The organism is Collinsella sp. CLA-ER-H10, from assembly GCF_040092475.1.
In the GTDB taxonomy this organism is placed as follows: Bacteria; Actinomycetota; Coriobacteriia; order Coriobacteriales; family Coriobacteriaceae; genus Collinsella.
This window is the reverse complement of sequence record NZ_JBBNLM010000004.1, coordinates 16178-30767: the sequence shown is the minus strand read 5'-3', so window position 1 is coordinate 30767 and position 14590 is coordinate 16178. Positions and strand designations below refer to the sequence as shown.

Genomic DNA, 14590 nt, shown 5'->3' with positions numbered 1-14590 from the left:
CCTCCCCTATTTGAGCTTGCGGGTCTTGGGCTTAAAGCGCATACCCGTCTGGCGTCCGCCACGTGCGGAGAATCCATAGCCGGACTGTGGCACGACGCCGGACATCAAAAACGGAATGGCAACCAGACCCGTCAGGATCGAGGACGGCAGCGCATGGCCGAAGATCGCCACGACAAAGCTCGTCTCCAAACCCATAAACAGCAAGATGATGCTGTAGATCACATTAATGACGAGCGCGAAGGCGCCCACAGTGACGCCGCGCGCACTTGGGGTACCGCCCGTCTGACCGACGGCGCTGTGCACCAGGGCAAAAGAACCCACGGTCAGCAGGAGCGACATAATGCCCACCGGCACGGCAGCGGACAGGTCATAAAACAAGCCGCTGCAAAAACCGCACACGACGGCACGGGTCGGGTCGCCCGAGAACACACTCAGGCACACCAAGATAATCATGAAGTTGACGCGACCACCCGCAATGGAGATCTGCGGTGCCAGGCCTGCCTGCAGCAGCACGCACACGATGGCGGCGATCACAAACGTGCGGGAGCTCATCCCCTGCTCGTGTAGATCCATGGACATGCCCCCTATTCGTTCGAGCCAGAATCGGTCGTCTCGGACGTGTCGGAACTGTCATCCGAGCTCTCGTCCTTCGTCTTGGTTGCAGCATCGCGCGACGTTCCCTGCGGCGTGCTGTTGGCCGTGCTCACGTCCTCATCCGAGGCCGACTGTTCATCGGTCAGCGAGGTAATGACCAGCACTTCCTCGTTGTTCTCGGCCGTGGTCTGAGCGCGCACCACAATGGTGTAGTACACGTCGTTTGCCGATTTCTCAACCGACGAGACGGTGCCGAGCGGTAGACCCTTGGGGAACACACCGCCGATGCCCGAGGTCACGACGATGTCGCCAACCTTAACGTCGGAGTCGACGCTCACGTACTCAAGACGCAGCGTGCCGTCAGCCTGACCCTGCAGCATGCCCTGGGCGCGCGTGTCCTGTACCATGGCGGACACACCCGAGTTCTCGTCGCCAATCAGGCGCACGGTGGACGTCTTGGCCGAGACTTCGATGATCTGGCCGATAACACCGGCAGAACTCGTCACGGGCATGTTGATGGTAAGGCCGTCGGCAGAGCCCTTGTCGATGGTAACGGTCGAGGTCCAGGCATCGCCGGAAGCACCAACGATACGAGCAGCGGTCGATTTGAGGTTATAGGTCGACTGCAGGCCGACCAGCCCCTCCAGACGCTCGGCGGTCTTTTGAGACTCGGAGAGCTCGGCAACCTTAGAGGTCAGTTCCTCGTTTTGCTTCTTAAGCTCGTCGAGCGTGTCCTGCGACGCCGTAAGGTTAGAGAACACGTTGCCGATGGCATTGAAGGGAGCCGCCACAGCCGAACCCACAAAGCGCACCGGCGAGGTAATCGTCGTTACGCCCGAACGCACGGCATGAATCGGCCCAGCCTCGCCCTCACGAATATAAAACGTGAGCAGCAACACCGAAATCAGGCTGAAAACAATCAACGGGCGCATACCCGTTGATTGTCGCTTGGTATTCAGATTTGTGGAGAAACCCGAAGATCGTGCCAAATGGAATCCACCTTTTGGAAATTAAGCATTGGTCTGGACGAAGCCGCCATCAAACGCATTGGCCTCGAGCACGCGGGCACAGCCGTTAACAACGTTATCGAGCGCCGTGGGGCTGACGTTGACCGAAACGCCGGTCTCATCGCGCAGGCGCACGTCGAGACCGCGCAGCAGCGCGCCGCCACCGGTCAGCAAAATGCCGTAGTACATAAGGTCCGAGGCAAGATCGGGAGGCGTAGCGTCGAGCGCGTCCTTGACGGCCTTGGCCATCTCGTCGAGCGGCTTGTTGAGTGCGCGACGAATCTCCTCGCTCTCGATGCGCACGGTCTTGGGCAGACCGGTGATCACGTCGCGGCCGTTGACCTCGACGTCGAGCTCGTCCTTGAGCGGCACGGCGGAGCCGACCTTGATCTTGATGTCCTCTGCCGTACGCTCGCCGATGGCCAAGTTGTAGGCATCGCGAACATGCGTGAGGATGGCCTGATCGAACTCGTCGCCGGCAATACGGATGGACTGCGAGACGACGATGCCGCCCATAGCGATAACGGCAACCTCGGTGGTACCGCCACCGATGTCGATGACCATGGAGCCGGTAGGCTCCTCGACGGGCAGGTCGGCGCCGATAGCGGCGGCCATAGGCTCTTCGATCAGATAGGCCTGGCGAGCGCCGGCCTGGATCGTGGCCTCAAAGACGGCACGCTTCTCGACCGACGTGACACCGGAGGGAACGCAGACGACAACGCGCGGACGCGGGGTCCACGGATAGCGCTTCTCGGACGCCTTGTCGATAAAGTAGCGAAGCATAGCCTCTGTAACATCGAAGTCGGCGATGACGCCGTCCTTCAGGGGACGAACGGCCACGATGTTGCCGGGCGTACGGCCGAGCATGCGCTTTGCCTCGATACCGACCGCCAGGATGCGCTCGTCGTTCTTGTCGATGGCGACTACAGAGGGCTCGCGAATGACGATGCCCTTGCCGCGCACGGAGACAAGCGTATTGGCGGTGCCGAGGTCGATGGCAAGATCGCCCGCATAGCTACCGAAGAACATATCCATCAAAGAAAACAACGCAACTCCTGATGTGTTGGATGATTGCTGGAAAACTACTAGCTCATCATACTAGCGCAAGCCCGGCACCTCACTTGCGGTGAAGCGCCGGGCAAAGCTAAATCCCATAAGGTCACTACTGGTTGTCAGCAGCCGAGAAATCCATATCGAGCGAGGAAACGGCCCAGCCGATATGGTTGTCAGAGCGCACGAATTTGACGGTGTACTCCTGCTCGCCGCCCTTGGACAGCGATGCCTTCACCTTAGCGGTCGTCTCGGTCATGGACTGATCCATGCCTTCGACGGACACAGTGGCACCCTGCGGAATCGAGGAGATGATCATCGACTTAGCGTCCTCGGACAGGCTCGAGGCCAGGCAAGACTCGGCCTTTGCCGTGTCACCGTCGCCGGCAGCCTGGAACAGATCGGAAACGACAGACTCCTGGGACGGGAAACCAAAGCCGCGCGTGTAGGCAAAGCCCAGACCGCCCACGGCGATCAAAATGAGCAGAAGCAGCACGATGAAGACTTTGAGACCCGTGTGGCGGTGGCGACGACGGACCTTGGCCTGCTTACGATCCTGACGGTCCTGCTGGACCATCTCGGACTCGGACAGCGTAAAGAAGCCGGTGTCCGAGGGATCGGGCATAAACTGACCGGTCGCGCCCGTAGGATCGAGCGGATCGACGGCAGGAGCGTCCATCGCGGGCGCCGGAGCCGTGGCCATAGCCGTCTGGGCAGACAGCGCGGCAAGCGAATCGTGCACGCGGGCAAGCTCATCGGCCTGCTCGGAGGTGAGCTGGTAGATACCATCGGCAGTAGCGGCGTTAAAGGCGTCGAGTGCGTCGAAGGGACGGCCGGCGGCAGAAAGCGCCTGACCCATGCCGGCGTTGAGCGCACGCGTGTCGTCGCGGGGGCCGGCAAAGTCGATAGCCGTACGGTAGGTCTCCACGGCATCCGCCGGACGGCCGAGCTTAATGAAGCAACGACCGAGCTCGCCGAGTGCGGCGGCAGGAGCCGGATTGGCGCCGTCGATGGCAGCCTGACGGAAAGCAGTACCCGCGTTGGCATAGTCGCCCGACTGGAACAGCGCGTTACCCAGGCCCAGATAGGCCTTGAACGGCGTGGCATAAGAAGCGTCCTGCGTAGCGGCAGAGAACGCCTGAGCGGCCGTCGTGTAGTCGCCCACGGCGGCGAGTGCCTTACCGCGGTTGGTGAGCAGCGCGCCGCGCTTGCCATAGGTGCCGTCGTTGAGGGCGGCGGCATAGGCCTCGGCGGCCTCGGCATACATGCCCAGGTGCATCAAGGCGTTGCCGCGAAGGTGATCGGCCTCGCCCATAATCTCATCGGGAGTTTTTGCCGCCCCAAGCATCTGGGCTGCAGCGGAAAAATCACCCGCGCGGTAAGCGGCACGGCCCTGTTGGATCAGCTGGCTATTCAAGGAAATCCCCTTTACTCGTGAACGATCTCGACATGGACGATCTCGTCGCCGGCACGCAGCTGCGAAATCACATCGAGACCCTCGACCGTGGTACCAAAGACGGTGTAACCGGAATCGAGGTTATGCTGGGCACCCAAGCAGAAGTAGAACTGCGAACCCGCGGAATCGGGATCCATGGAGCGTGCCATGGCAAGAGCGCCATCGACATGGCTGTTGCGCGGATTGGTGGCAAACTCGCCCTTGATGCAGTAGCCGGGGCCACCGGTACCGGGCATGCCGTCGGGGCCCTCAAGACCGGCAGCGACGTCGGCGCCGGACATATCGCGGGTATTGGGGTCGCCGCCCTGAATGACAAAGCCGGGCACATAGCGATGGAACTTAAGGCCATCATAGAAACCCATCGTGGAAAGCTCGCAGAAGTTCGCGACATGAATGGGAGCGCCCTCGCCGTCAAACTTGACCTTGATGGTACCCTTCGACGTCTCGATAACGGCGCACTCGTCGCCGGCAAGCTGATACTCAGGCGTGTAGAGCTCTTTCTTAAAACCAAACATGTGGTTCCTTCCTCGTGCGTTTAAAGCATATTTGTACGAATTGTAGCAATAAGCATGCGCTTACATCAATTGCGCACGTAGGTTATGCCGACTATGGTGAACTAATTTTAGGAACGCTGCTGCGGCTTCCAGGAACCCACATTGGCGTCGTACTGGTTCAGCGCGCTGTTGCCACTCTGCGCGATGGGCGCCAGGATCTCGCTTTGGTGGGAACTCATCGACTCGCCATCGGGAATGGCCAGCGAGATGTCCCAGCTCTGGCAAATCACGTCGACGCGCTCATACATCCACTCGGCAAGCTGCTTTAAGTGGGCGATGTCGTCCGCATAGACCGTATCGTCCTGATACTTAAGGTTGTTGAGCTCATCTTGCGTCTTTTTAATCTGGTCGCGCAGGGCATAGGCACTCTGCGACAGCTCCTGACGGGTGGACAGCGGCGTTCGGAGATAACCGTTGTTAAAGGAATCGATGACCTCGCCGATCTGGTCCTCGTCACCGTAGGACACGATGGCCTGATACAGACCGTCGAGCCTGGTATAGAGCTGATCATCGGTGAGCACGGTTTCTTCCTGGACCACCTCGGCAGAATCGTCTTGCTTGGTATCGTCCTCAGTCGCCTCGCCCTTTTGGCGCGTAGGGAAGGTCGTCTGCGCGGCCTGGCCAAACTGGTCATAGAAGCCGGGCATAACGCCCATGGGATCGGCCGTCACGAACCAATAGGCACCGCCGCAAACGACGGCAAGAACCGCGATGACGACGAGCGGCTTGGGGATATGACGCTTGTGCTTGTGATAGGCGTCCTCGTCGGGGTGCACCTTGCGCTTGGGTTTTCGAGGATCGTCGTGCAGGGAAACCGGCGTGGGAATATCGACCTTGGGAATACCGAAATCCTTATCGAAAGCCGGCAGCACGCAGGTCTCGTTAGGATCGGCGGCGTCCGAAAGCACCGCAGCGGCAGAGGCCGGCGCATGAGGCACCTCGGTATCGATCTGCTCTTGCGTTAGGCGCGGAAAGCCCGCCGTGCGGCCCGCTGCCAGGTCGGATGCGGCCGCGTCCTCAGAGAGGATACCCGGAGCGGGGCGTCCGCATTTGGGGCACGTACGATCATGCGGAGAAAGACGGGCACCGCAACCCTCACAGAACACGAACTCGGTGTGCTCGGGACCATCGCCCGGACCCACATAGGCGTTGCAGTAGGGGCAGAACGAGGCGCCGTCCTCGATAGTCTTAAGGCAATGCGGGCAGATCACGGCATCCTCTTTTCGAAGCAATTCAAACAATCGAGGTTAGAGCATAACATCGCCACGGCCCCACAGGAACAAGGCACCAATTCAACATCGCCAGGGCGCGTAGCTACTTCTTCTTTTTGCTTGGCATCGAGACTTTGATGCCTTGGGCGGACTTCGTCACGCGGGAGCGCTTGGCTCCGGCACTCCTCTTTTTCTTGGGCTGGGCCTGGGCCACGCCCTCGAGCGCGCGGGCCTCGGCCTCGCGAACGGTGCGATCTTCGCGGCGCTGCGCCATGTCGGCGGCGAAGCGCTTGGCAAAACGCTCGGCCGTCGAACCCGTCGAGCTCACCTTGCCGCCACCGCGACCCAGGCGGACGCGCACACCGCGGCCAAAACCAGTTGCGGCATGACGACGACGCGGCTTGAGCGAATCCATCATCGTGGCGAGCTTAAAGAACACCGAGCAGGTAAAGACCACGATGACAGCCAAGATAACCATCTGGCCCATCGACAGGTTGGCAATAGACAGCAGCTCCGGGAATCCGATAACGCCCACCAAGATGCCGGCGACTACAAACACAAAGAGCACCACTCGTAAGGGTGTGAGCGGCTGCGAGATGCGCCAGATCAGACTGACGCTCGCCGCGCACGACGTAAGCAGGCACATCGTAGACAGCGTGAGCTGGCTAAAGCCAAACACGCGCGCCACAAAGATATCGAGCGCCGCAGCCAAAATGACCGCAATCGACGCCGGCAGTGCACGCTTGAGTACGTTGGTCAAAAACGCACCCTTCACGCGAGCATTGTTGGGCTCAAGGCCCAACACAAAGCCCGGCGCGCCGATGCAGAAGAAGTTGATGAGCGTCATCTGGATGGGCTCGAAGGGGTACGGCGGCAGCGCGATACACAGCGCCGCCAGACCCATCGAGAACAGCGTCTTGGTCAGGAACAGCGAGGCCGAACGCTGCAGGTTGTTGATGGAGCGACGACCCTCGGCCACCACGGCGGGCATCGAGGCAAAGTCGTTGTCGACGAGTACGATCTCGGCCACGTTGCGCGCGGCATCGGAGCCGGCCGCCATGGCAACGGAGCAGTCGGCCTCCTTGAGCGCCAGCACGTCGTTGACGCCGTCGCCCGTCATGGCCACGGTGTGCTCGCGGCGCTTGAGCGCCTGCACGAGCTCGCGCTTCTGCTGCGGGGTCACACGACCAAAGACATGGTAGCGGTCCACTGCGGCATCGAGCTTGGCCGGCGTATCGAGCGTCGTGGCGTCCACATAAGCGTCCGCCCCCGGCACGCCCACCACGCGCGCGATCGACGACACCGTACGCGGGTCGTCGCCACTGATCACGTTGAGGGTCACGCCCTGCTCGTTAAAGTAGCCGATGGTCTCGGCCGCCGAGGTACGAATCTCGTCGCGGATGGTCACAAAGCCCACGGGCTCGGCCTCTCCCACCATATCGCCATCGGGCGTAAAGCCGTCCACGCGCGCCACCACGAGCACGCGGCAGGTATCGGCAAGCTCGGCGACACGGTTTTCGACCTGCGAAAACACACGCTCCGAAAGCACAAACTGCGCGGCGCCCATCACATAGGAGCCCTGCGCAAACGAAGCGCCACTCCATTTTTTTGACGACGAGAACGGAATGACCGACAGCGGTTCAGACACCTCGACCGGGCGATCGGCGTAATAGTTGAGCAGCGCCTGGCAGGTCTCGTTGGCATCGGCCGAAGTCGCACGTGCGACGTTAGCCAGCGCAAAATCGAGCACCGTGGTATCGACGGGAACGGCCGCCTCGTCCGGGCCGGCGCCTAGGCTCACGCCCTCAACCGGCAGCGGATACGTGCCCTCGACCTCCATGCGGCCCGACGTGATGGTGCCCGTCTTGTCCAGGCACAGCACGTCGACGCGAGCGAGCGTCTCGATGCAGTAGAGCTGCTGTGCCAGCACCTTGCGGCGGGCCAAGCGCACCGTAGCGATGGCGAGCACCGACGAGGTCAGCAGCACCAGGCCTTGCGGGATCATGCCCAGCAGGGCGCCCACCGTGGACAGCAGCGCCGACGAAGGCACATGACCAGCCAACAGCTCGGAGAAGCACCACGAAAGCGCGCTATCGCCCGGGGTTCCCGCGGCATCCCACAGCTCGCTCACACTCGAGGCAAACAACGCCAAACCGAGCGGGATCATGATGATGCTCGCAAAGCGCACGATGGCGTTAAGCGCGTTCATGATCTCGGAATTGACCTTTTTGACGTACTTGGCCTCGTTATTAATTTTGGCCACGTAGTTGTCGGCGCCGACATGGATCACGCGGGCGCGCAGCAGACCCGAGTCGATAAAGCTGCCGCTCATGAGCTCGGAACCGGGCTGTTTCTTGATAAGGTCGCTCTCGCCCGTCAGCAAGCTCTCGTTCACGAGCGCCTCGCCCGAAACCACCACGGCATCAGCGGGAATCTGGTCGCCGCGCCCCAGGCGGATGATGTCGTCGAGCACGATCTGGTCCAGGTCGAGCTCCACCTCGGCGCCGTCGCGCACCGCGATGGCCTTCTTGGAGGTCAACAGCGTGAGCTTATCGACCATCTTCTTGGAACGCATGGACTGGATGACGCCAATAGCGGTATTGAGGAACACCACGAACAGGAACGTCAGATTCTTAAACGAACCGGTCAAAATGACCAGGAACGCCAAGATCACGTTGATCAAATTGAACAGCGTGCAGAGGTTCTCGATGATGAGCTCTTTGACCGACTTGGTCTTGAGCTCCATGTTGCGGTTGATCTTACCGGCGGCGATGCGCTCCTCGACCTCGGCGGTCGAGAGTCCGCGCTCGATATCCGTTGCTGCCATACCACGTCCCATCACGTCGCGTCGGTATAAGAAAAACCGCCCGGACCATGCGAGGTTCGGACGGTCTTACGTTCGATGGTGCCCCATGTTGGATTCGAACCAACGGCCTTCTGCTCCGGAGGCAGACGCTCTAATCCCCTGAGCTAATAGGGCCAACGCTTGGCATTATACCCAAGTGCACCACGGGCTATCAAAATAAAAGAAAAAGCTTTGCAATTCCGAGGAAGACGCGGCGCAACGGCCCACTTTAGAAGGCAAAAGCGAGTCAGATAGTATAAACTCTCATGCACCATATATACACGGCTCGCGATGCGGGCCGTTTTTGCAAAAGTTATCCATCGAGGTGAGAGGCACACCATGATTGCAATTTTAAAGCAGAGCGCCAGCGACGAGGCCGTCGGCCATATCGTCAGCTGGATTGAGAAAAAGGGCCTGAAGACCGATGTCTCGCGCGGCGAGAATGAGACGATTATCGGCCTGGTGGGCGATACGACCAAGATCGACCCGTTCCTGCTCGAGTCCATGGATGTCGTCGAGCGCGTGCAGCGCGTCTCCGAGCCGTTCAAGCGCGCCAACCGCAAGTTCCACCCCGAGGACTCCGTCATCGACTGCGGTCACGGCGTCAAGATCGGCGGCGACCAGTTCCAGGTCATCGCCGGTCCCTGCTCCGTCGAGGGCGAGAACCTCATCCGCATCGCACGCCGCGTGAAGGCCGCCGGCGCCACGATGCTGCGCGGCGGTGCCTACAAGCCCCGCACCTCCCCCTACGCCTACCAGGGCATGGGCCCCGCCGGCCTCGACCTGCTGTGCGAGGCGTCTGCCGAGCTCGACATGCCGATCGTCACCGAGATCATGGACCCGCGCGACGTGCAGGTCTTCTTGGACAAGAAGATTGACGTCATGCAGATCGGCGCCCGCAACGCCCAGAACTTCCCCCTGCTCAAGGAGGTCGGCAAGACCCAGACCCCGATTCTGCTCAAGCGCGGCATGTCCGGCACGATCGACGAGCTGCTTATGGCAGCCGAGTACATCATGAGCGAGGGCAACGACAACGTCATCCTGTGCGAGCGCGGTATCCGCACCTTCGAGACCCGCACCCGCAATACCTTCGACCTCAACGCCGTGCCGGTTCTGCACCACCTGTCGCACCTGCCCGTCGTCGCCGACCCCAGCCACGCCACCGGCTACACCCGCTACGTTGAGCCCATGGCGCTCGCCGCGACCGCCTGCGGCGCCAACGGCCTGGAGATCGAGGTCCACGACGAGCCCAGCCGCGCATGGTCCGACGGCGCTCAGGCCCTCACCCCCGACCAGTTCGACGACACCATGCGCCGCATTCGCGCCATCCGCGAGGTCGTCTGCCAAGAGACCATGGAGTAGCCCATGGGTACGGTGAGAAACGCGCGCGTTAACCAGGGCGGCCCCAAGTGCGCCGGTATCGTCGGCCTTGGCCTCATCGGCGGTAGCTTTGCCCGCGGCTATGCCCAGGCGGGCGTCCGCGTGCTGGCCTGGGACCCCGATGACGATGTCATGACGGCCGCCAGCATGGGCACTGTCGCCGGAGAGCTCAACGACGAGACACTCGGCGAATGCGACATCATCGTCCTGGCTTGCTACCCCGAGGCCTGCATCGAGTGGCTCGAGGCGCATACCCAGGCCCTCGCCGACGCCACCGACACCGAGGCCATCATGGGTCCCGTGGTGATCGACACCGTGGGCGTCAAGGGCATCGTGTGCGAACGTGCCTTTGAGCTTGCCCGTGAGCACGGCTTTTACTTTGTGGGCGCACACCCCATGGCGGGCACGCAGTACTCGGGCTACGCACACTCCCGCGCCGACCTGTTCCAGGGCGCGCCACTCGTGCTCGTGCCGCCCGCGGTGGACGATGCGCTCAAACTGGAGCTTTTGGGCCAGGTGCGCGAGATGGTGCGCCCCTTGGGCTTTGGCAAGTTCAGCGTGACCAGCGCCGCCGAGCACGACCGCGTCATCGCCTTCACGAGCCAGCTTGCGCACGTGGTATCCAACGCCTACGTCAAGAGCCCCACCGCCCAGGTCCACCACGGCTTTTCGGCTGGCAGCTACCGCGATCTCACCCGCGTGGCGCACCTCAATCCTCAGATGTGGTCCGAGCTTATGATCGACGACGCCGATGCGCTCGCCTTCGAGATCGACCATCTTATCGAATCGCTCGGCGCCTACAGCCGCGCCCTTAAGGACCGCGACCAGCGCTATCTGGAGAATCTCCTTGCCGAGGGCGACCGCATCAAGCGCGCGCTCGACGACGAGACCTCCCACTAGACCACCTATCACGCCAGGTCGAAAGGACCGAAGCTTATGGCGATTACCATCGATATCGACACTGCACGCCCCTACCAGGTGCATGTTGGCACGTTTTTGCTGGAGCAGGCGGGACCACTCGTGCGCGCCACTGCCGGCGGTACCAAGGCCGTCATCGTGACGGACACCAACGTGGGCCCGCTCTACCAGATGCCCGTTAAGCAGAGCCTGGAGGCGTCAGGCTACGAGGTGGGCATCTGCACCTTCGAGGCCGGCGAGGCCCATAAGCGCGCCGAAACCTATGTTGCCATTTTGGAGTTTGTGGCCGAGCACGAGCTTTCGCGCTCCGACGTGATCGTGGCACTCGGGGGCGGCGTCGTGGGCGATGTGGCGGGCTTTGTGGCCGCGACCTACATGCGCGGCTGCAAGTTTGTGCAGATCCCGACGAGCCTGCTCGCCATGGTGGATTCGTCGGTGGGCGGCAAGACCGCCATCGACCTGGCTGCCGGCAAGAACTTGGCCGGCGCCTTTTGGCAGCCGAGCGTGGTTATCGCCGACGTGGGGTGCCTGGCCACCCTCACGCCCGAGCAGTTCGCCGACGGCTGCGGCGAGGTCGTCAAGCACGCCGTGATCGCCGACCCGGAGCTTTTCGCCGAACTGGAGAAGACCCCGCTCACGCTGGAGCTGCTCAACCGCGATGTGGCCCGCGTAGCACTCATCATCGCCCGCAACATCGACATCAAGCGCGCCGTGGTCGTCGCCGACGAGCACGAAACCAACCAGCGCAAGCTGCTCAACTTTGGACACAGCGCCGGACACGCCGTCGAGGCCTGCGAGCACTTTGAGCTCGGACACGGCAACTGCGTGTCGATCGGCATGGGCATCATCACGCGCGCCGCGGCCCTGCACGGCGTTTGCGATGCTGCACTGCCCGGCCGTATTGAGGAGCTCTGCGCCCGCCACGGCCTCAAGACCCGCTGCGACCTCAATGCCGATGCCGTCTTTGCCGAGGCGCTCCACGACAAGAAGCGCGCGGGCGACACCATCGACCTGGTGATTCCGCACGGCATTGGCCGCTGCAGCATCGACCGCACGCCGCTTTCCACTTTCCACGAACTCATTGCCGAGGGCCTCGGCCAGAAGGGAGACGCATCCGCATGCTAGCCCGCATCACCCCGTCCCCGCTTAAGGGCACCGTTCCCGCCATCGCGTCCAAGTCGATGGCGCACCGTCTCATCATCTGCGCTGCCCTTGCCAACGGAGAGACGCATGTGACCTGCAACACCACCTGCGCCGATATTGAGGCCACGGTCCGCTGCCTCACGGCGCTCGGCGCCCGCATCGAGACCGTCGAGGACGGCTTCCAGGTCCACCCCACCATGAAGAGCATTGAGTTCGGCCTGCTCAAGGCCCTTGCCGGCGGCACGCTCGACTGCGGCGAGAGCGGCTCCACGCTCCGCTTTATGCTGCCCGTCGCCTGCGCGCTGGGGGCAGAGGCAACCTTTGTGGGACAGGGCCGCCTAGGCGCACGCCCGCTGTCCCCGCTCTCGGACGAGATCATTGCCGCCGGCTGCGACCTACAGGGTCTGGGCGGTTTTCCGCTCAAGACAAGCGGACGCATGCGCCCGGGCACCTTTGTGCTGCCGGGCAACGTAAGCTCGCAGTATATCTCCGGCCTGCTGCTGGCAGCCCCGTTGCTCGCCCAGCCCTCCTGTGTGCAGGTGACTGGCCTCATTGAGAGCCGCCCCTACATCAACCTAACGATCCAGGCCATGAAGGCCTTTGGCGTTGAGGTCAACGTCGAGCGCATTCCGGCCAAGGACGGCCAGCCCGAGGTCACGAACTTCCGCGTGAGCAGCGGCTCGTACCGCACGCCCGGCAGCGTGGCCGTCGAGGGCGACTGGTCCAACGCTGCCTTTTGGCTGTGTGCCGGCGCTATCGGCACCGACCCCATCACCGTCGAGGGCGTGTCCCTGAGCTCCGCACAGGGCGACCGCAACGTGCTTGCCGCGCTTTCGCGCTTTGGCGCCCGCATCGTGCGCTCCACCAACGCCGCCACCGTGCAGTCCGACAAGCTCGCCGGCTTTGAGATGAGCGCCCACGACATTCCCGACCTGGTGCCCGTTATCTCGGCCGTGGCCTCGCTGGCACAGGGCCGCACCTTTATCCGCGATTGCGCCCGCCTGCGTATCAAGGAATCCGACCGCCTGGCCACCACCACCCGCGAGCTCACCGCGCTGGGCGCGCAGGTGCGTATTGCCGGCGACGACCTCATCATCAAGGGCGTCGATGCCTTTACCGGCGGCGAGGTCGATTCGCACAACGACCACCGCATCGCCATGATGGCCGCCATCGCCGCGAGCCGTGCCACCGGCGAGGTCGTGATCCACGGCGCCGAGGCCGTCAACAAGTCCTATCCCGATTTTTTCGACCACTACCGCCTGCTGGGCGGCAAGGTCACACTCGAGGAGGAATAGCATGTCCTCGACCTTTGGCAACGTCTTGCACTTAAGCATCTTCGGCCAATCGCACTCCCCCGCTATCGGCTGCTCGCTCGATGGCATCCCGGCGGGCATCGCCGTGGACCAGGAGAAGCTGCAGGCCTTCCTCGACCGTCGCGCCCCCGGCCGCGACGAGACCGCAACCAAACGCCGCGAGGCCGACGCCGCGCATATCATCGCCGGTGTGATCGATGGACATACCACCGGCGCGCCCATCGCCGCGATTATCGAGAACACCAACACGCGCTCCAATGATTACACCGAGCTGCGCCGCAAGCCCCGTCCCGGACATGCGGACTTCCCTGCGCGCGTGAAGTATCACAACATGCACGATGTCGCTGGTGGCGGGCATTTTTCCGGCCGCCTAACGGCCCCCTTATGCATCGCCGGCGGCATTGCGCTGCAGGCACTTGAGGCCCGCGGCATTCAGGTCATGGCGCACGTCGCGCAGATCGGCGGCATCTCCGACCTGCCGATGGACGATATGGTCTATCGCGAGGCCGACCGCAAGGCAATCCTTACGAACGATCTGCCGTGCATTGACGCCGCCGCAGCCGGCCGCATGCGCGAGGAGATTCTTGCCGCGCGCGACGAGCTCGACAGCATCGGCGGCATCGTGGAGTGCGGCATTTACGGGCTTCCCGCGGGCATCGGCGACCCCATGTTCGACGGCATCGAGAACCGCATCGCGCAAATCGCGTTTGGCATTCCCGCCGTAAAGGGCGTGGAGTTTGGCATGGGCTTTGCCGTGGCCGCCATGCGCGGCAGCGAGAACAACGATCCGTATCGCATCGACGCCGAGACCGGCGAGATCGAGGTTGAGTCCAACAACGCCGGCGGCATCCTGGGCGGTATTTCGACCGGCGCGCCCGTCATGTGGCGCATGGCCGTAAAGCCAACGCCCTCGATTGGCCGCGAGCAGCAGACCGTAGACATGGACGCCATGGAAAATGCCGAGCTCTCGATCCACGGCCGCCACGATCCCTGCATCGTCCCCCGAGCCGTCCCCGTAGCCGAAGCAGCCGCAGCGCTGGCCATCTGGGACGCCCTCCTCGAGGACGCAGGCCAGCTCTAACCCGACTCACCTGGGTTGCCTGCCAACTCAGCCGTTAC

12 protein-coding genes and 1 tRNA gene are annotated in these 14590 nt (G+C 62.6%); 5 read left to right on the top strand and 8 right to left on the bottom strand.

All coding sequences use genetic code 11. The features are described from left to right. Positions 1-6: 6 nt before the first annotated feature. From AAAX36_RS03055 to AAAX36_RS03020, 8 genes are all read right to left on the bottom strand, one after another. The gene (locus AAAX36_RS03055; protein ID WP_138112715.1) at positions 7-573 is read right to left on the bottom strand and encodes a hypothetical protein; all 567 of its coding nucleotides are present in this window, start codon (positions 571-573) and stop codon (positions 7-9) included. An 11-nt stretch (positions 574-584) separates the two neighbouring features. Continuing rightward, positions 585-1526, bottom strand: coding sequence for a rod shape-determining protein MreC (mreC, locus tag AAAX36_RS03050; protein WP_138112717.1), 942 nt, complete (start codon positions 1524-1526; stop codon positions 585-587). A 78-nt stretch (positions 1527-1604) separates the two neighbouring features. Next, a complete protein-coding gene (locus AAAX36_RS03045) occupies positions 1605-2636 on the bottom strand; it encodes a rod shape-determining protein (RefSeq protein ID WP_006236061.1) in 1032 nt (343 codons plus the stop codon). Between the two features lie 127 nt (positions 2637-2763). Next, a complete protein-coding gene (locus AAAX36_RS03040; protein ID WP_349073931.1) occupies positions 2764-4068 on the bottom strand; it encodes a tetratricopeptide repeat protein in 1305 nt (434 codons plus the stop codon). An 11-nt stretch (positions 4069-4079) separates the two neighbouring features. Next, on the bottom strand, positions 4080-4622 hold the full coding sequence (locus AAAX36_RS03035) for a peptidylprolyl isomerase (RefSeq protein WP_006236059.1): 543 nt from the start codon (positions 4620-4622) through the stop codon (positions 4080-4082). A gap of 107 nt (positions 4623-4729) precedes the next feature. Continuing rightward, the gene (locus tag AAAX36_RS03030; protein ID WP_175406049.1) at positions 4730-5872 is read right to left on the bottom strand and encodes a zinc ribbon domain-containing protein; all 1143 of its coding nucleotides are present in this window, start codon (positions 5870-5872) and stop codon (positions 4730-4732) included. Positions 5873-5975: 103 nt separating this feature from the next. Next, a complete protein-coding gene (locus AAAX36_RS03025) occupies positions 5976-8699 on the bottom strand; it encodes an HAD-IC family P-type ATPase (RefSeq protein ID WP_138112721.1) in 2724 nt (907 codons plus the stop codon). Positions 8700-8775: 76 nt separating this feature from the next. Continuing rightward, positions 8776-8852 (bottom strand) — tRNA-Arg (locus AAAX36_RS03020). 204 nt (positions 8853-9056) lie between these two features. On the opposite strand from AAAX36_RS03020, the gene aroF reads away from it, so the two are divergent. From aroF to aroC, 5 genes are read left to right on the top strand one after another with little or no spacing between them, the layout of a single operon-like run. After that, positions 9057-10079, top strand: a complete 1023-nt coding sequence (aroF, locus tag AAAX36_RS03015) for a 3-deoxy-7-phosphoheptulonate synthase (RefSeq protein WP_035138595.1) — start codon at positions 9057-9059, stop codon at positions 10077-10079. 3 nt (positions 10080-10082) lie between these two features. Beyond that, entirely contained in the window at positions 10083-10997 is a 915-nt protein-coding gene (locus AAAX36_RS03010) for a prephenate dehydrogenase/arogenate dehydrogenase family protein (RefSeq protein WP_138112725.1), read from the top strand. Between the two features lie 36 nt (positions 10998-11033). Next, on the top strand, positions 11034-12140 hold the full coding sequence (gene aroB / locus AAAX36_RS03005) for a 3-dehydroquinate synthase (RefSeq protein ID WP_138112727.1): 1107 nt from the start codon (positions 11034-11036) through the stop codon (positions 12138-12140). Further along, entirely contained in the window at positions 12134-13453 is a 1320-nt protein-coding gene (gene aroA / locus AAAX36_RS03000) for a 3-phosphoshikimate 1-carboxyvinyltransferase (protein ID WP_138112729.1), read from the top strand. Before aroB ends, aroA begins: the two co-directional genes overlap by 7 nt. Position 13454: 1 nt before the next feature. Further along, complete coding sequence (gene aroC / locus AAAX36_RS02995; protein WP_138112731.1) at positions 13455-14552, top strand: chorismate synthase; 1098 nt, start codon at positions 13455-13457, stop codon at positions 14550-14552. Positions 14553-14590 lie beyond the last annotated feature (38 nt).

Coding starts and splice junctions, on each gene's coding strand:
- AAAX36_RS03055 (WP_138112715.1), bottom strand. CDS start 573: ATGGATCTACACGAGCAGGGGATGAGCTCCCGCACGTTTGTGATCGCC.
- mreC (WP_138112717.1), bottom strand. CDS start 1,526: ATGCGCCCGTTGATTGTTTTCAGCCTGATTTCGGTGTTGCTGCTCACG.
- AAAX36_RS03045 (WP_006236061.1), bottom strand. CDS start 2,636: ATGGATATGTTCTTCGGTAGCTATGCGGGCGATCTTGCCATCGACCTC.
- AAAX36_RS03035 (WP_006236059.1), bottom strand. CDS start 4,622: ATGTTTGGTTTTAAGAAAGAGCTCTACACGCCTGAGTATCAGCTTGCC.
- AAAX36_RS03025 (WP_138112721.1), bottom strand. CDS start 8,699: ATGGCAGCAACGGATATCGAGCGCGGACTCTCGACCGCCGAGGTCGAG.
- aroF (WP_035138595.1), top strand. CDS start 9,057: ATGATTGCAATTTTAAAGCAGAGCGCCAGCGACGAGGCCGTCGGCCAT.
- AAAX36_RS03010 (WP_138112725.1), top strand. CDS start 10,083: ATGGGTACGGTGAGAAACGCGCGCGTTAACCAGGGCGGCCCCAAGTGC.
- aroB (WP_138112727.1), top strand. CDS start 11,034: ATGGCGATTACCATCGATATCGACACTGCACGCCCCTACCAGGTGCAT.
- aroA (WP_138112729.1), top strand. CDS start 12,134: ATGCTAGCCCGCATCACCCCGTCCCCGCTTAAGGGCACCGTTCCCGCC.
- aroC (WP_138112731.1), top strand. CDS start 13,455: ATGTCCTCGACCTTTGGCAACGTCTTGCACTTAAGCATCTTCGGCCAA.